Here is a 17,358-nt window from a genome sequence, read left to right as displayed (position 1 = left end):
GTCCATCAGATAGTTCTGGAGGACGACATGAAAAACATCATCGGCATCTACACCAGCCCCCGGCCTCACTGGGTCGGTGACGGCTTCCCGGTCCGCACCCTGTTTTCCTACGACAACCTGGGTCAGCACATCAGCCCGTTCCTGCTGCTGGATCACGCCGGCCCCGCCCAGTTCAGCCCCACCAACACCCGCCGTGGGGTCGGTGAACATCCCCATCGCGGCTTCGAGACAGTGACCATCGTCTACGACGGCGAAGTGGAGCACCGTGATTCCACCGGCAGCGGCGGCAAGATCGGTCCGGGCGACGTGCAGTGGATGACCGCCGCTTCGGGGATTCTCCATGAGGAGTACCACTCCGCCGATTTCGCCCGGCGTGGCGGCAATCTGGAAATGGTCCAGCTGTGGGTCAACCTGCCGGCGAAGGACAAGCTCGCAGCTCCCGGTTACCAGACCCTCGTTGCGGCGGACATCCAGCAGCTCCCGCTGCCCGGCCATGCCGGCAGCCTGCGCCTGATTGCCGGTGAGTTCGCCGGCCAGCGCGGCCCGGCGCGGACCTTCACCCCCATTGACGTCTGGGACATGCGCCTGCTGGCCGGCAAGCACCTGGAGCTGCCCCTGCACCCGGGGCGCAACACCGCCTTGGTGGTGCTGCGTGGCACGCTGCAGGTCAATGGCCAGGAGCGGGTCGCGCAAGGACAGTTGGCACTGTTGGAACGCGAGGGCGACCTGATCAGCCTGCAAGCCGACAGCGACGCGATTGTGCTGTTGCTCAGCGGCGAGCCCATCGACGAACCCATCGTCGGTCACGGCCCGTTCGTGATGAACAGCGAAGAGGAAATTCATCAGGCCTTCGTCGACTTTCAATCGGGACGCTTCGGCCAGATGGACGCCACCGGTCACTGACCGGCAGCGCTGGCGCGGCGCGCATGGCCGACTAGGCTCTGCGAGTCGCGCGCTATCCCCAATGTCCGCCCTCACGCTACAGGTGCGGCCATGGGTTTAACCCCAGCCGGGTAATCCGGCATCGATCATTAGCGAGGACTCACCATGACTAACGCCTACAAACGTCTCGACAAGGAAAATGCCGCCGTTCTGCTGGTTGATCACCAGGCCGGCCTGCTGTCGCTGGTCCGCGATATCGAGCCTGATCGCTTCAAGAACAACGTGCTGGCCCTGGCCGACCTGGCCAAGTACTTCAAGCTGCCGACCATCCTCACCACCAGTTTCGAAACCGGCCCCAACGGCCCGCTGGTGCCAGAGCTCAAGGCGCTGTTTCCCGACGCGCCGTACATTGCCCGTCCCGGCCAGATCAACGCCTGGGACAACGAAGACTTCGTCAAGGCGATCAAGGCCACCGGCAAGAAGCAACTGATCATTGCCGGGGTGGTCACCGAAGTCTGCGTGGCGTTCCCGGCGCTCTCGGCCCTGGAAGAAGGCTTTGAAGTCTTTGTGGTCACCGATGCCTCCGGCACCTTCAATGCGCTGACCCGGGACTCGGCCTGGAACCGCATGTCCAACGCCGGCGCGCAGTTGATGACCTGGTTCGGCCTGGCGTGCGAGCTGCATCGTGACTGGCGCAACGATGTCGAAGGCCTGGGCACTCTGTTTTCCAACCACATCCCCGACTACCGCAACCTGATGACCAGCTACAACACCCTGACCCAGGGCCAGTAAAGCCCCGGCAACGGCGGGCGTCGCGCCCGCCGTTGCGTGGCATGGCCGCATCACCGGTTTTTGTCTTTTCCAGCTATACCTGCCCCAGCGTCTTTCGTGCGATCTTGCCGCCATTGTCCTGCTGGAGTTGCTCGATGCTTGCCCCATTCGCCGATCACCTGCTGTTGGCCGCGATGACGCTGTTGCTGCTGGACCTTGCCCTGTGGCACCTGATCGGTACCCAGGGCGATCGCTGGAAGCTGGCGGTACGGGTGCTGATGTTCTGCCTGTACAGCCTGATGCTGTTCAACCAGGGCCTGAGCCCCATGCAGACGGCGCCCTGGCCGGACGATGTGCCGTTGCACCTGGCGGCCACCGGTTTACAGATCGGCTGGTGGCTGTTCGGCGCCCGGACCCTGACGGTGTTGCTGGGCACCCTGATGATGCAGCGGGTCGGTCACACCGGGCGGCTGTTGCAGGACTTGATGGGTGCGGTGATCTTCCTGATCGCCATCATCGCCGCCCTGGCTTACGTGCTGGACCTGCCGGTCAAGGGCGTACTGGCCACCTCCGGGGCGCTGGCGATCATCGTCGGCCTGGCCCTGCAAAGCACCCTCAGCGACCTGTTTTCCGGCCTGGTCCTCAATACCACCAAGCCCTATCAGATCGATGACTGGATCGCCATCGACGGCACCGAAGGCCGGGTAGTGGACATCGATTGGCGGGCGACCCGGCTGCAGACCTCCCAGGGCAGCATGGTGGTGATCCCCAACTCCCTGGCGTCCAAGGCCAAGATCACCAACTTCAGCCGCCCCAGCGATATCTATGGTTTATCCATCAGCGTGCAGGTCAGCCCCCACGCTCGCCCACAGAAGGTCATCGAGGCCCTGGAACGGGCCATGCTCGGCTGCCGTTTCCTGCTCGGCACCCCGGCCCCCAGCGTGGCCCTGAAAAGCTCTGGCAGCAGCGGCGCGGAATACGAGATCAGCGGCTTCGTCGCCACCATGGGGCAGAAGCGCGAAGTGCGAAACCAGCTGTTCGACCTGGCATTCCGTCATTTGCAGGCCAGCGGCATCAGCCTGCTGTCCAGCGACGAGCCGGTGCAGAACCAGGCGCTGTCCCGACCTCGGGCGCTGCTGGACGCCTCCAGTATCTTTTCCACCCTGCGCCAGGAAGAGAAGGACACCTTCAGCCAGAACATGCAGTTGCAGACCTTCCGTGCCGGCGAAACCATCCTGCCGGCGGGGGCGGTCAGCGATCACCTGTTCATCATCGAGTCCGGCGTGGTGTCGGTGACCATGCAGCGTGACGGCAAGCCCTTCGAAGCCGGGCGCATGGGCCCGGGTGAAGTGATCGGCGAGGCGGGCGTGGTGGCTGAGCAGGCGACGCTCGCGGAGTTTTCGGCCAAGACCTTCTGCAGCCTGTACCGCATCGACAACGAGTTCCTCAAACCCTGCCTGGATGCCCGTCACGACATCGGCGACGCCATGAAGACGCTGCTGGACTTCCGCCAGCACATTGCCCAGAGCCTGGCCCAGTCGCCACCCAAGCCTGTGGCCAAGAAGGGCTTTCTGCAGTGGTTGCGCAGCCGCACCTGAGGTGCCCCGTTGCGGTTCCTCATTTGAAGTAGGCCCGGGGCGTGGTGCCGGTCATGGCCTTGAAGAAGGCGATAAAGATGCTGTCACTGGCAAAGCCCAGTTCGAAGGCCGTGTAGCCGATGCTACGGCCGGTGGCCAGCAACTCGATGGCGCGCATCAGCCGCCATTGCTGGCGCCATTGCTGGTAACCCAGGCCGGTCTCGCGCTGAAAGATGCGGCCGATGGTGCGGCTGCTGGCACCGACCCGGGTGGCCAGCACCTTTAGCTCCGGTGGCAGGCGCTGCAAGTCTTCCAGCAGCGGCTGCAGGCGCTTGTCCCAGGGCAGCGGCAAGGACAGCGGCTGGTGCAGCGCAGCGCCGATTTCCTCCAGGCACAGGCCCAGCAGGTGCGGGTAGCGGCCCTGGCTCCAGTCGCAATCGAACGCCGCCAGGGCCATGGGCTCCAGCACGGCGCGCAGCAGGGGACTGACATCGATCACCGCCACGTCCGCCGGCAGGCGCGGACTGAGTTCGACACTGAAATACAGCGAGCGGTAATCCACGCTCTGTTGCATCTGCGCCCGGTGCTGCACCCCACCGGGAATCCAGGCCGCCCGCGAGGGCGGCAGCAGGCACAGGCGGTCGGCGAGGGTGATCCGGGTGCAGCCCTGGCGGGTGTACAGCAGTTGCCCGCGACGGTGCCGGTGCAGGCCGGAGTCATGATCGCCGAGGGTGGCGGCAACGCCGATCACCGGTGCGCTGAAGGGGTCCGGGTCGAAGCGTGCCTGGGGATCGAGCCATGCCATCTTTGTCCGATTTCCGCTGTTTATTGGCCGGGTTGCGATAATACGCCAGCCGCGCCTGCCTAGAATCGCCGGCATGTTTTTTTTGCCGAGCATCCACCTGATGAATCCCCGTTCCCTGTTGCCCCTGGCCATGGCCCTGCTGATGTTCCCGCAGATCGCCCAGACCCTCTTTAGCCCGGCCCTGACCGATATCGGTCGGGCCTTTGGTGTCCCGGCGCAGCAGGCGGCCCAGAGCCTGTCGGTGTTTATCCTGGGGTTCGCGCCGGGGGTGGTGCTCTGGGGACGCCTGAGCGATCGCTGGGGGCGGCGCCCGGCCTTGCTTGGCGGGCTGGCGCTGTATGCCCTGGCGCTGGCCCTGGAGTTGCAGGCCCGCAGCTTTGCCCAGCTGTTGCTGTGCCAGGGTCTGGCGGCCCTGGGCGTGGCTGCCGGTTCGGTGGTGACCCAGACCCTGCTGCGGGACCTGTTCCAGGGCCGCGAACTGATCCGGGTGTTCTCACTGATGGGCATGGTGCTGGCGGCCAGTCCCGCTATCGGCCTGTTCGCGGGAGCGGCCCTGAGCCGTGCTTTTGGCTATCAGGGCGCACTGACGGGGTTGCTGGTGCTGGCCCTGGCGTTGTTCGGCTGGTGCGCCCGGGCCTTGCCGGAAACCCGTCCGCCTGCGCAGCCCCTGGCGCCCCTGGGCGGCACCTTGTGGCAGATGCTGCGGGACCCCGCGATCTGGCGCTCGGCGCTGCTGGTGGCGGTGTTCAACCTGGCCTTGCTCAGCTATTACAGCCTCGGGCCCTTTGTGTTCCGTAGCCTGGGGCAGGGCGCGCAATGGTTCGGTTACAGCGGCGCGTTGCTGGCCCTGGGCTCCGGCCTGGGTGCCTGGCTCAACCGCCGGCTGTTGGGCCGGGGCTGGCACAGCGAGCGGCTACTGATGCTGGCAGCCCTGGCGGTGTTGGCCGGGGGCGGCGGGGTCCTGGCCTTGCAGCACAGCCTGTGGCTGGTGCTGCCGATGCTCGGGGTGGTACTGGGCTTTGGCCTGGCGATTCCGAACATTCTCGGCTCGGCCCTGGCGGCCTACAGCGACCGGCTGGGCAGCGCCGGGGCCTGGTTCGGCTTGTTCTATTACCTGCTGATCGGCGCCGGCCTGCTGCTGGTGGGTTGGGGGCAGGCCCTGGGCCCGAGCCTTTGCCTGTGCGGCGCGGCGGCCTTGTTGCTGTGCCTGGGTGCGCGCCGCCGCACATGAAAGCCGGGTTTGCGACACGCGGTCGCCGCACCGTCCCTGAAGGGTCCATTGTTTGACCATGATCAAGCCGTTGCCCGGTGCATCCGCGCAGCCTGTAGGCAGATCTGTGCAACGGCGCAGCCCCTTCCCGGAAATGGAGATCGGCAACATGGCCAAGATGAAAGCCGCGGTATTCGTCGAAAAGAACCGCATCGTCCTGGAAGACAAGGACATCCCCGAAATCGGTCCGCTGGACGCCCTGGTGCGCATCACCACCACCACGATCTGCGGCACCGACGTGCACATCCTGCGCGGCGAATACCCGGTGGCCAAGGGCTTGACCATCGGCCACGAACCGGTGGGCGTGATCGAGCGCCTGGGCTCCCAGGTCCGCGGTTTTCATGAGGGCCAGCGGGTGATCGCCGGGGCCATCACTCCCAGCGGCCAGAGCTACGCCTGCCTCTGTGGTTGCGGCTCCCAGGATGGGCCTGACACCCGCCATGGCTTTCGCGCTACGGGCGGCTGGAAGTTCGGCAATACCATCGACGGCTGTCAGGCCGAGTACGTGCGGGTGCCGGACGCCCTGGCCAACCTGTGCCCGATTCCCGACGGTCTGAGTGACGAAGAAGTACTGATGTGCCCGGACATCATGTCCACCGGCTTCTCCGGCGCCGAGCGCGCCGAGGTGAACATCGGCGACAGCGTGGCGGTGTTCGCCCTGGGGCCCATCGGCCTGTGCGCGGTGGCCGGGGCCCGGCTCAAGGGCGCCACCACCATCATCGGCGTCGACACCGTGGCCGCGCGCATGAGCGTGGCGCGCGGGTTGGGGGCGACCCATGTGGTGGACTTCAAGCAGGGCGACGTGGTCAAGCAGATCATGGAGCTGACCGACGGCCGCGGGGTCGATGTGTCGATCGAGGCCCTGGGCACCCAGGGCACTTTCGAATCGGCGCTGCGGGTGCTGCGCCCGGGCGGCAAGCTGTCGAGCCTGGGGGTCTATTCCTCCGACCTGCGCATCCCGCTGGATGCCTACGCCGCCGGTCTCGGCGACCTGAGCATCCTCAGCACCCTGTGCCCCGGCGGCAAGGAGCGCATGCGCCGCTTGATGGAGGTGGTCGCCAGTGGCCAGGTGGACCTCAAGCCCCTGGTTACCCACCGCTTCAAGCTCGATGACATCGAAGCCGCCTACGAGCTGTTCGCCAGCCAGCGCGACGGGGTGATGAAGATTGCCGTGACGCCATGATCCGAGCACCGGGTGGCCTTGATGCATATCAAGGCGCCCGGGGTCGTCTGCCTCGACACTCAGGCCCATCAACGTCCAAGGAGGTCAACCATGAGCCAGTACCAGCGTCTGTTGCTGATTGCCGATCCCCAACAGCATCAGTCTCCCGCGGCGCGCCGCGCTGCCGCCCTGGCCAAGGCCAGCGGAGCAGCCTTGCATGCCCTGGTGTTCGTCGAACCACCGGCGCGCACCTACCTGTGGGAAGAGCACCTGGAAGAAAGTGAACGCCAGGCCTACCTGCAACGCCATGAGCGCTGGCTGCAGGTGGAAGCCGAGTGGATGCGCGAGCAGGGGGTGGAAGTCACCACCCAGGTGATCTGGAGCACCCAGGTGCTCAAGGACATGCTGGACTACATCAACGAGTTCCAGCCCGATCTGCTGATCAAGGACGTGACCCTGGAATCGGCCCTCAAGCGCGTTTTCGTCACCCCCCTGGACTGCCACCTGCTGCGTGAAGCCCCGGTGCCGGTGCACCTGGTCAACGACGCCCCGCACAAACTGCCCCGGCGCATCGTCGCCGCCGTCGACCCGGCCCAGTCCGACACCCAGATCAGCGGCCTCAACGGCCTGATCATCCAGACCGCCAACGCCCTGGCCCTGCAATGCGATGCGCAACTGCACCTGCTGTATGCCTACGACCTGATGCCGATGCTTGATGGCGTCGCGCCGGTGGCGTCCACCGCCTGGAGCGTCAACTGCCTGGACGAGTTGCGCGACTCCCTGCACAAGGAGTTCGAACGCCTGGGCGATCAATACAACGTGCCCCAGGAGTTTCGCCATTTCATCATGGGGCCGCCGGTGCCGGGCATCGCCCAGTTCGTCGACGAGTACCTGGTGGACGTGGTGGTCATGGGCACCGTGCACCGCACCGGTTTTGGCCGGCTGATCGGCAGCACCACCGAGCGTGCCCTGTACTCGATGCCGGGCAGCATCCTGGCGGTGAAGGCGTTGAGCCCGAACTGAAACCCCTGCTCTGACCCTGCCAGCGGCGAGCCTCAGCCCGGCTCGTCGCCCTGGCTGCCCGGCAAGTACGGCAGCAGCCGCGCGGTCTCCTTGCGCACCACCGCGTAGCACTCGCAGCTGTGCTGTTCCAGGCGTGGCCGGTCGAGGACGTTGATGCGTCCCCGGCTGTACTCGATGATGCCCTGGCGCTGCAGTTTGCCGGCGGCCTCGGTGACCCCTTCACGGCGCACCCCGAGCATGTTGGCGATCAACTCCTGGGTCATCACCAACTGGTTGCCCGGCAGGCGGTCCAGGGACAGCAGCAGCCAGCGGCACAGTTGCTGGTCGATGGAGTGGTGGCGGTTGCACACCGCAGTCTGGGCCATCTGGGTGATCAGCGACTGGGTGTAGCGCAGCATCAGCAGGAGCATCTCGCCGTGGCGGTTGAACTCGTCCTTGAGGCGCTGCCCGGGCAGGCGCAAGGCATGCCCGGCGCTTTGCACGATGGCCCGGCTGGTGGTGCTCTCGCCGCCCATGACCAGGGACACGCCCACCAGTCCTTCGTTGCCCACCACGGCGATTTCCGCCGAGGCGCCGTTCTCCATCAGGTACAGCAGCGACACCACCGCGTCGGTGGGGAAATACACGTGGCGCGGGATATCCCCGGACTCGTAGAGCACCTGGCCCAGGGCCAGGGGCACCGGCTTGAGGTGGGGCAGCAGGCGCTCTTGCACCTGGGCCGGCAGTGCGTTGAGCAAGTGATTGGGCCCGAGCCCAAGGTTGTCGAACATCTCAGAACCACCGGATGGCAAGGCGTCAGCGCTCACTCAGGGTAGTCCAGGGCGTTGCCCGGTGTCTGTCATGGCGCCGACTCGGTGATGGCCGCTGTCGGGGAATGCCCGGTCTGCGGCGGTGGGACACTGACGGGCCAGGTGAGTAACACCCGGCGTGTGATGCCGTCGTCCAGCAGCGGGATGGCCAGCTCCGGCAGGGGGCGTCCGTCCAGGCTCAGGCTGAGGCTGGCGCCTGGAGTCTGCTGCACCTCGATGTGGTAGACCGTCGCGCCAAACCGGTAGTCCAGGCTGTAGCCCGGCCAGTGGGCCGGGATCACCGGTTCGATGTACAGCTGCTCGCCTTCGCGGCGCAGCCCCAGCAACGACTCGACGATCAGCCGGTACATCCAGCCCGCCGAGCCGGTGTACCAGCTCCAGCCGCCGCGTCCGGTGTGGGGCGCCACGCCATAGACGTCGGCGGCCATCACATAGGGTTCGACTCGGTAGGTGGCCACCTGCTCGGCGCTGCGTCGGCTCACCGGGTTGATCATGTGCAGCAGCTCCCAGGCCCGGGCGCTGTCCCCCAGACGGGCGAAGGCCATGCTGGCCCAGATCGCCGCGTGGGTGTACTGGCCGCCGTTCTCCCTCACCCCGGGCACATAGCCCTTGATGTAGCCCGGGTCCAGGGGGCTGTGGGCGAACGGCGGGTCCAGCAGCAGCACCACGCCGCTGTCGCGGCGCACCAGATGCCGGTCCAGGGACTCCATGGCCTGATGCTGGCGGACGTCACTGGCGGCAGCGGAGAGCACCGACCAGCTCTGGGCGATGGAGTCGATGCGGCATTCCTGGTTGTCGGCGGAGCCCAGGATCTGGCCGTCGTCGAACCAGGCCCGGCGATACCACTGCCCGTCCCAGGCCTGGCTGTCGAGGGCCGTGCGCAAGGCCAGGGCCTGCTCGCGACAGGCCCGGGCGAAGGCCGGATCGTCGTGCTGTTGGGCGGTGACGGCGAACCGCTGCAGCACCTCGTGGCTGAAGAACCCCAGCCACACGCTTTCCCCCAGGCCCCGCTCGCCGACCCGGTTCATGCCGTCATTCCAGTCCCCGGTGCCCATCAGCGGCAAGCCGTGGACGCCGCGCCGGCTGCCGTGCTCGATGGCCCGTTGGCAGTGGCGGTAGAGGCTTTCCCGCAGTCCGCTGGCCTGGGGCAGGTCGTAGTAGGACTCTTCCCCGGGATTGAGCTGGCGACCTTCCAGGTAACCCACTTCAACCTCCAGCACACTGCGGTCGCCGGTGATCTGCACATAGCGGCTGGTGGCCAGGGGCAGCCAGAGGAAGTCATCGGAACAGCCGGTGCGCACCCCGCGATTCTGTGGTGGGTGCCACCAGTGCTGGACGTCGCCCTCGGGGTACTGGTGGGCGGCGCAGAGCAGCAGGTGCTCGCGGGCCAGGGTCGGCTCGGCGTGGATCATGGCCATGCTGTCCTGCAACTGGTCGCGAAAACCGATGGCGCCACCGGACTGGTAGAAACCGCTACGCGCCCAGAAGCGGCAGGCGATGGTCTGGTACATCAGCCAGCCGTTGGCCATGACATCGATGGCCGGGTCCGGGGTATGCACCTGCAGTGTGCCCAGGCTGTGCTGCCAGTGCTGGTGCACGGCGGCCAGTTCGCTCTGCGCCATCTGCGTGCCGCGGTATTGCAGGACCCGTCGGGTTGCGGCCTTGGCATCCACCTCGGCCCCCAGGCGGAACAGTACTTCCTGGCTCTGGCCGTCCGCCAGCTCCAGCGCCACCTGCATCGCCGCGCACGGATCGAAACCGGCGCCGGAACGTCCGGACAGGCGCCCCCGAGTCAATGCGGCCGGCGCCGCGAGGCTGCCGTTGCGGCCAATGAACTCGCTGCGGTCGCCGGTGAAACTGCGCACCGCCGAGTCGGTGTCGAGAAACGCCACATGCCCGGAAAACTCCATGTTGTAGGGGTTGCGGGCGAACAGCGCGCCACTGACCGGATCGCTTTCAGTGACCACATGCATGGCCGAGCGACCGCGCAATTCCCCCAGCACCCATTCCACGTAGCAGGTCACTGTGAGGCGCCGTGGCCGGCCGCTGCGGTTGCGGATCTTCAACCGCGAGAACTTGATCGGCGCCTGCAGCGCCACATAGATCGTCAGCTCGCTGTGGATGCCGTTCTCCTCATGTTCGAACACGCTGTAGCCGAAGCCATGGCGGGTGCGATAGCTGCCGTTGCCGGGGCAGGGCTGGGGAGTGGGCGACCAGACCTGGCCGCTGTCTTCGTCACGCAGGTACAGGGCTTCGCCGCTGGGGTCGCTGACCGGGTCGTCGTGCCAGGGGCTGAGGCGGTACTCGTGGGCGTTTTCGCGCCAGCTGTAGGCGCCGCCGCTTTCCGAGATCACCGTGCCGAACAGCGGGTTGGCGAGCACATTGGCCCAGGGCGCCGGGGTCGGTTGCCCGGGGTTGAGGGTGATCAGGTATTCGCGGCCGTCGCTGCTGAAGCCGCCGTAGGGCGTTTCCAGGATCAGTTCCGGCAGCGGGGCTGGCGGGGCACTGCTGGCCGTTTGTGGCAGGCGCACCAGGGGCGCTTCCAGGCGCGGCAGCGACGGATCGGCGCGGCGCCGGTGGACCTGCTCGGCGAGGCTGCCGCGGCTGTCGCTGATCACCAGGCGCGCCACCGCCAGCATCAGCACCCGGTCTTCGCCCGACAATTGCTGGGCCGGACGCACGAAGATGCCCCCGGGACGGTCGATCAGGCTGGCTTCGCTGCCGGAGGTCACCAGGCCCATGATCAGGTCCTGGAGCTGCTGGCGGTAGCCGACCTGATCCTCATTCCAGATCACCAGGTCCACCGCCAGGCCTTTCTGCCGCCAATAGGCGTGGGCCTTGATCAGTTGCTGCACCAGGGTGATGTTGGCCAGATCGCCCACTTGCAAAAGGACGATCGGCAGGTCCCCGGAAATGCCCTGGCCCCAGAGCCCGGACTGGCTGCGGCGGTTGGCCAGCAGCAGGCTGCTGTCGGCCCGCAGGCTGGCGTTGGCATAGAGCAGCGAGGCGGCCATCTGTTGGAACAGCCGGGCTTCGGCCAGTGAGGCGTTGAGCTGGCGCAATAGCACCTGGCTGTGGGTCCAGGCCAGGTCGAAGACCCGGTCCGCCAGGTGCCGGTCACGGTATTTGTGGATCAGTTGCAGGCAGTGTTCGCGGCTCTCGGCGACCCCGGTCACCAGGTCGATGGTGGCGCTCTGGCCGGGGTCGAGGGTGATCCGGCAGCGGATCGCCACGATCGGGTCGAGCACCGGTCCGGCGCTGCCCGAGAGTCGTTCGACCTGCGGGTCCAGGGCCAGGGGCGAGGCCAGATCCCGGCCGCGGCCGATAAAGCGTGCGCGATCGGTTTCATAGGAGATGGCGTCGATGTCCACGCCGTGGGCCGCCAGCAGGTGGCACAGCCACGGCACTGGCTGCTCCTGGGCCCGTGGCCGGCGGCTGCAGACGATGGCCTGCAGGCTGGGCAGCAGTTCGGTTTCGATGAACAGGTTGCTGAAGGCCGGGTGGGCCGCATCGCTCTGGGCCGGGGCCAGGACCACCTCGGCGTAGCTGGTGAGCTCGATGCTGCGGCGCCCCCGGGCCCGGTTGCACAGGTGCAGGCGGCGCAGTTCGATGGGGTCCTCGGGGGACACGACGATTTCCAGGTGGCTGTCGAAGTCCCGTTCACGTACCCGGAATTCGGCCCGGGCATCGGTGAAGATCGCCTCGAAATGCTCTGGGCGGCGGCGGGTTGGCTGGTAGGCCGCGGACCAGAAGTCGCTGCTGGCCACGTCCCGCAGGTAGCAGAACTGCCCCCAGTGATCGCGGGTCGGGTCTTCGTGCCAGCGGGTCACCGCCAGTTCGTTGCAGCGGCTGTAGCCACCACCGGCACTGCTGAGCATCAGGTGGTAGTGACCGTTGGACAGCAGTTGCACGGCCGGGCGCTTGCGGTCCGGGTCGGCGAATACCCGCAGTTTGTTTTCATGGGCCCGGGCCGCTTCGTCGGCTTCCGGAGCACCGGCGGCGTGCAGGTACTGGGCGGCGGTTTTCGGCACCCGTTCCTGCAGCAGCAGGGCGATGGCCTGGAACTGCGGATCGGATTCGAAGCGCCGTTGCATGGGTTGATCCAGCAGCAACCAGGCCAGGGCCAGCAGGCTCATGCCCTGGTGGTGAGCCATGAACGACTGCACCACGGCATGGTCCTGGCCCCGGGGCAGGCGCGACTCGGTGTAGTCCACGGCTTCATAGAGGCCGAAGCGTCCACCCAGCCCCAGCTGTGCCAGGCGCTGCAGGTTCTGGCAGGCGGCCTGGGGCGCCACCATCAGCGCCAGGACACTGGCGTAGGGCGCCACCACCCGTTCCGCGCCGAGGCCACGCTTGAGCCCCAGGCCCGGCACGCCGAACGCCCGGTACTGGTAGTTGAACTGACTGTCGAGGGTGTTGTAGCCCGACTCGGACACGCCCCAGGGCAGGCCCAGTTGCTGGCCGTGCTCGATCTGCAGGGCCACCGCGGCGCGGCAGGTCTGGTCCAGCAGGGTGCCCTGGTAGCTGGGCATCACCAGCATCGGCATCAGGTATTCGAACATCGAACCGGTCCAGGACAGCAGCACCGGGGTGCCGGCGCTGCTGGTGAGCAGGCGGCCCAGGGCGAACCAGCTTTCCTGGGGCAACTGTCCCTGGGCGATGGCGACAAAGTGGGTCAGGCGCACTTCCGAGGCCAAGAGGTCGTAGTAACCGGCATCTAGGCGGTGTTCATCGGCGTTGTAGCCGATCACCAGCAAGTGGCGACGGGTGTCGTAGAGAAAGCCGAAGTCCATCTGCGCCATGCTGGCTACCGCTTCCAGCAATCGACTGAGGCAACTGATGCGCTCCAGGGCCAGCTCCTGCACGGCGGCGATCCGCTCATGGTGCATCGGCAACCAATACCCGGCGTCCAGTTGGGCCAGCTGGCGCCAGCTCAGGGTGCCGAAGCGGCGGCCATCGGCCATGGGCGGCAGGCAGCGCCATTGCAGTTCGTCATGCAGGTCACGGCATTGCGCGGCCAGTGCCTGGCGCCAGAAGTCCACATCGTCCGTTGTGCCGGCCTGCGCCTGCTCGACGCTGTCGGCAATCCGTTGCAGCAGCCCCAGCAAGGCATCCGGAGCCACATCGGCATGCAGGCTCAGGTGCTCATGCACGGCGCGGGTTTCCAGGCGCCAGCGCAGCACTGGGGCGGTGTCCTGGCCGGCCGCCGTGAGGGCGTCCTGGAACACATCGAGGCTGTCCAGCAGGCCGTTGGCGATCTGCAGCAGCGCCGGAGGGCTATCCACCAGGGCCTGCAGGCCGGGGCGCAGGGTCAGCAGCATGCCTACCAGGTTGCCGCTGTCCACGGTGGACACATAGCGCGGCGGCAAGGGTTGCAGGCTCTGGGTGTCGTACCAGTTGTAGAAGTGCCCGCGATAGCGTTCCAGCCGGCCCATGCTGGCCAGCATCTGCTCCAGGCGTTGCATCAGTCGGCGGCTGCTCAGGTAGCCGAAGTCGTGGGCCGCCAGATGGGCCAGCAGGGCCAGCCCGAGGTTGGTCGGCGAGGTGCGATGGGCGATGCGCTGCTGGGGCTGTTCCTGCAGATTGTCCGGAGCCAGCCAGTTGTCATCGGGGCCGACGTACTGGTCGAAAAAGCCCCAGGTGCGGCGGGCCAGGCTCTGCAGGAAACGCCGTTGGCCGCTGGAAGGCTCGAACGCCACCTGGCTTGCCGGGCGGCTGAGCCACCAGGCCAGGGCCGGGCCGGCCAGCCAGGCCAGGAGCAAGGGCGCGGCCATCAGCAGTTGCGGCCGCGGCCACAGCAGCCCTGTCAGCAGCAGGGCCAGCAACGGGCCGATCCACATCCGCCGGTACAGCTGCAGCAGGTTGTCATCCGGGCCGCGCTCGGCTTCCCGGGACGGTTGCCACTGCAGGCGATGAGCTTTGCTGATGCCCATGCGCCACAACGCGCGGGCCATGGCGTCCAGGCTGTAGGCGACCTCATAGGGCAGCCAGGCCAGGGGCAGCAGGGCCCGGGACAGGTGCTGGCCGGCGCTGCCCAGGGCAGCGGTCAGTTGTTGCAGCAACGGTACTTCCGGGGTGTTGTGCACCAGCTCGCGCAAGGCGGCGGACAGGGGCAGCACCAGCAGCACAATCAGCACCGCCAGGGTCCAGGCCAGGGGCTGGGTGGAGCCCAGCCAGCCCCACAGCAGCATGCTCAGCAAGGCCAGGGGTTCGAGGCTGCGGCGCAGGTTGTCGAGGATTTTCCAGCGTGCCAGCGGGCTCAGGCGATTGCTTTCCAGGCCGCCGGCGGCCTTGGGCGACCAGGGCAGGAGCCAGGGCAGCAGTTGCCAGTCGCCGCGAATCCAGCGCTGGCGGCGCTTGACGTCGGCGCTGTAGCGCGCCGGGTATTCCTCGAACAGCTGCACATCACTGAGCAGCCCGGAGCGGGCGTAGCAGCCCTCGATCAGGTCGTGGCTGAGAATCCGGTTGTCGGCAAAGCGCCCGCCCAGGGTCTGCTCGAAGGTGTCCAGGGCATAGATGCCCTTGCCGACGAAGGAGCCTTCCTGGAACAGGTCCTGATAGACGTCCGACACCGCGCGGGTATAGGGATCGATCCCGGCATCGCTGGCGAACAGCCGGGAATAGGCGCTGCGCGCGGTGCTCGACAAGCTGATGCCGACCCGCGGCTGGAGAATCCCGTAGCCGCTGACGATGCGCCCGCTGAGCGGGTCGGTCTGTGGGCGGTTCAGCGGGTGGTCCATGGCACCCACGCATTGCTGGGCCACGTCCCGGGGCAGTTGGGTGTCGCTGTCCAGGGTGATGACATAGGTGATCTCGGGCAGGGCCTGGATATCGCCGACGATCAGCGAGAAGCGTTCCTGGCCCCGGCCGCGCAGCAGGGCGTTGAGGTCTTCGAGCTTGCCGCGCTTGCGCTCGTGGCCCATCCAGCAATGTTCGGCGGCGTTCCACAGCCGTGGCCGGTGCAGCAGGTAGAAGCGATCCACCGCCTCTTCGGGGTACTTCAGGTTCAGCGCCTCAATGCCTTGTCGGGCCAGCGCCAGCAGGGCGGTGTCGCCGTCCTGGGTTTCGCTGGGGGCGTCGAGAAAGTCGCTGAGCAGGGCGAAGTACAGCTGGGCATCGCGGTTGGCCAGAAAGCGCACTTCCAGGCCTTCCACCAGCTCTTCGACATCCGCCGCGTTGCCGAACAGGCAGGGTACCGCCACCAGGGTCCGGGCCCGGGGCGCAATGCCTTCGCTGTAGTCCAGGCGCGGCAGAATGCCCGGGGCCACGGTCAGGGTCACCAGGCCGTTGATCAGGCCAATGGCCAGGCGGCTGGCCAGCAGCAACGCCGGCACCGCCCACAGTGCCAGCCAGTAATGGCCGGGGCTGGCTTCCTGATACAGGGCATCGAGAAACGGCCAGGCGAACAGCGCCGAGAGCAGCATCACCGGCCCCAGGAAAAAGCCCAGGGGCGCCTGGGTCAGCAGGCGCCGGCCGCGTTCGGCCAGGGGGACTCGGGCGCCGATCTGTTGTTCCAGGGTGCGGCGTCCGGCGCCGATCAGGTAATGCCCGACATGGCCGGCCACGGCTTCCGGGGCCTCGGCGCAGTAGTGGGCCCGGGCCAGTTCGATGCACTGGCGGGCCACCTGTTCTTCACTCAGGGGGCAGTGGCGGGCCAGGCGTTCGAGCACATGCCGGTAATGGTCGCGGGTGGCGAAATCCATGCGCCGGTAGACCTGGGCCGGGTCGTCCTGAAGCACCTGTTCGACCCGGCTCATCAGCTCGACGAACTCGCGCCAGTTGCTGGCCGAGAGCAGGCGCAGGCTGGAAATACTGTTGCTGATGGACACCTGATCGGCGGCTTGCTGTTGGGCGTCGAGCTGTACCAGGCGCTCGATGTTCAGCCCGGTTTCCCCCAGCAGTTGCTCGATCCAGGCCAGGGGCAGCACCAGGGCGGCGTTCTGGCCCTGCAGGCGCCGCGCCAGTTCGGCGACGAAGGCGGCACTCATGGGCGGTGCCGAGCGCGCCATGTCGGCCACCGCCAGCACCACGCTCTTGGCGTCCTGCTCGGCGGTTTCCATCAGGCGGTCGGCCCAGTCGTTGGCCAGATTGCGCTCGCTCCAGTTGGCCATGACTCGGAAGGCCACGCGCCGCAGGTTCTCGATCAAGGCCAGGCGCAGCATGATCGGAATCGCCCACAGCTCGCCGAGCTTGAGCGGGGTGACGCTTTGGTAGCTGTCGACGAAACGCCCCAGGCTTTCGCTGTCGACCCGGCCGTCGCCGTGGGAAATGGTTTCCAGGGCGATGTCGTAGACCCGTGGCAGACCCGCCGACTGGCCGTTGGCCAGGCGCGGCAATTGCCGGCTGTAGCCCCGGGGCAGGTGAGTGCGGGTGATGCGGATCTGTTCTTCCAGCAGGTAGTAGTTGTCCAGCAGCCATTCGGCGGCGGGGGTGGCCCGGGGCGAGCTGCCGGTGGCGGCGGTCAGGCTTTTGCAGCAACTGGCCAGGGCGCTGGCGTTGTCCGACAGGCGTGCCAGCAGCCAGTCGGGGTTGCGGCTGTGGCTCAGGCGGTGCTGGTGCGCCAGCAGGGTGCCGTGGCTGGCCATCTGTTCACTGCTGAACAATTCCGAGCGCAGCGGCGCTTCGTATTCGACGCTGTTGCGCGAGGCCTTCCATTGGCCGTATCTGGCGGCGGGCAGACGGCAGAACCTCAGGAATGTGTGGGTCCAATGACTGTCCATGTTTTCCTTGGCATAACAGAGCCGTCCCTCGGCACGGGGTGCGAGGGAGGGCCGGGAGCGGGGCGTGCGGTCAAATCGATGCACCGTCGCGACGAACGTTTCAGGCAAAAAGCTGCAACCTTGACGGTGGCGGGAGTGGGGGAGGGTGTCTGTGCGTTGGGGCACATAGGCGGGTGATCATGCATTGCTGCTGGGTGGCTTGACGTGGCTAGGGAGCTTGATCCCGCTCGGGCGCGTAGTGGTCGTGGAACCTGAGGGTGCGGTCTTGTTGGTGGGCATATCCGTTGCTGCGGGTGCGGCGGATATTGGTTCCGCTCTTACAGCGGCTCACTTTTGAAG

9 protein-coding genes are annotated in these 17,358 nt (G+C 67.0%); 6 read left to right on the top strand and 3 right to left on the bottom strand.

The annotated features are described in order from the left end of the window. Positions 1-27: 27 nt before the first annotated feature. From Q8O96_RS30115 to Q8O96_RS30105, 3 genes are all read left to right on the top strand, one after another. Positions 28-903, top strand: a complete 876-nt coding sequence (locus Q8O96_RS30115; RefSeq protein WP_305950010.1) for a pirin family protein — start codon at positions 28-30, stop codon at positions 901-903. A gap of 144 nt (positions 904-1,047) precedes the next feature. Then, positions 1,048-1,674 carry an isochorismate family cysteine hydrolase YcaC gene (ycaC, locus tag Q8O96_RS30110; protein WP_102861744.1) on the top strand — a complete coding sequence of 209 codons (627 nt, stop codon included), beginning with the start codon at positions 1,048-1,050 and terminating at the stop codon, positions 1,672-1,674. A 134-nt stretch (positions 1,675-1,808) separates the two neighbouring features. Then, the gene (locus Q8O96_RS30105; protein ID WP_250330014.1) at positions 1,809-3,251 is read left to right on the top strand and encodes a mechanosensitive ion channel family protein; all 1,443 of its coding nucleotides are present in this window, start codon (positions 1,809-1,811) and stop codon (positions 3,249-3,251) included. A gap of 19 nt (positions 3,252-3,270) precedes the next feature. Here the strand turns inward: Q8O96_RS30105 and Q8O96_RS30100 are convergent, their stop codons facing one another. Beyond that, the gene (locus tag Q8O96_RS30100) at positions 3,271-4,035 is read right to left on the bottom strand and encodes a helix-turn-helix transcriptional regulator (protein WP_102861742.1); all 765 of its coding nucleotides are present in this window, start codon (positions 4,033-4,035) and stop codon (positions 3,271-3,273) included. Between the two features lie 100 nt (positions 4,036-4,135). Here Q8O96_RS30100 and Q8O96_RS30095 point away from each other — a divergent pair, with 100 nt between their 5' ends. The 3 genes from Q8O96_RS30095 (at position 4,136) to Q8O96_RS30085 (ending at position 7,490) form a co-directional block, all read left to right on the top strand. Continuing rightward, on the top strand, positions 4,136-5,266 hold the full coding sequence (locus Q8O96_RS30095; RefSeq protein ID WP_305950009.1) for an MFS transporter: 1,131 nt from the start codon (positions 4,136-4,138) through the stop codon (positions 5,264-5,266). A gap of 148 nt (positions 5,267-5,414) precedes the next feature. After that, the gene (locus Q8O96_RS30090) at positions 5,415-6,488 is read left to right on the top strand and encodes an NAD(P)-dependent alcohol dehydrogenase (RefSeq protein WP_102861803.1); all 1,074 of its coding nucleotides are present in this window, start codon (positions 5,415-5,417) and stop codon (positions 6,486-6,488) included. A gap of 90 nt (positions 6,489-6,578) precedes the next feature. After that, positions 6,579-7,490, top strand: a complete 912-nt coding sequence (locus tag Q8O96_RS30085) for a universal stress protein (protein ID WP_115580555.1) — start codon at positions 6,579-6,581, stop codon at positions 7,488-7,490. Positions 7,491-7,522: 32 nt separating this feature from the next. On the opposite strand, the gene Q8O96_RS30080 is transcribed toward Q8O96_RS30085, so the two are convergent. Together Q8O96_RS30080 and Q8O96_RS30075 are read right to left on the bottom strand one after the other, a co-directional pair. Then, positions 7,523-8,260 carry a Crp/Fnr family transcriptional regulator gene (locus Q8O96_RS30080; RefSeq protein ID WP_115580554.1) on the bottom strand — a complete coding sequence of 246 codons (738 nt, stop codon included), beginning with the start codon at positions 8,258-8,260 and terminating at the stop codon, positions 7,523-7,525. A 68-nt stretch (positions 8,261-8,328) separates the two neighbouring features. Next, complete coding sequence (locus Q8O96_RS30075) at positions 8,329-17,019, bottom strand: glycoside hydrolase family 94 protein (RefSeq protein ID WP_305950008.1); 8,691 nt, start codon at positions 17,017-17,019, stop codon at positions 8,329-8,331. Positions 17,020-17,358: the final 339 nt, after the last annotated feature.

This window comes from Pseudomonas sp. LPH60, from assembly GCF_030718165.1.
Taxonomy (GTDB): domain Bacteria; phylum Pseudomonadota; class Gammaproteobacteria; order Pseudomonadales; family Pseudomonadaceae; genus Aquipseudomonas; species Aquipseudomonas danubii.
Note: the sequence above shows the minus strand (reverse complement) of the source record. Positions and strands in the feature narration are given on the sequence as shown.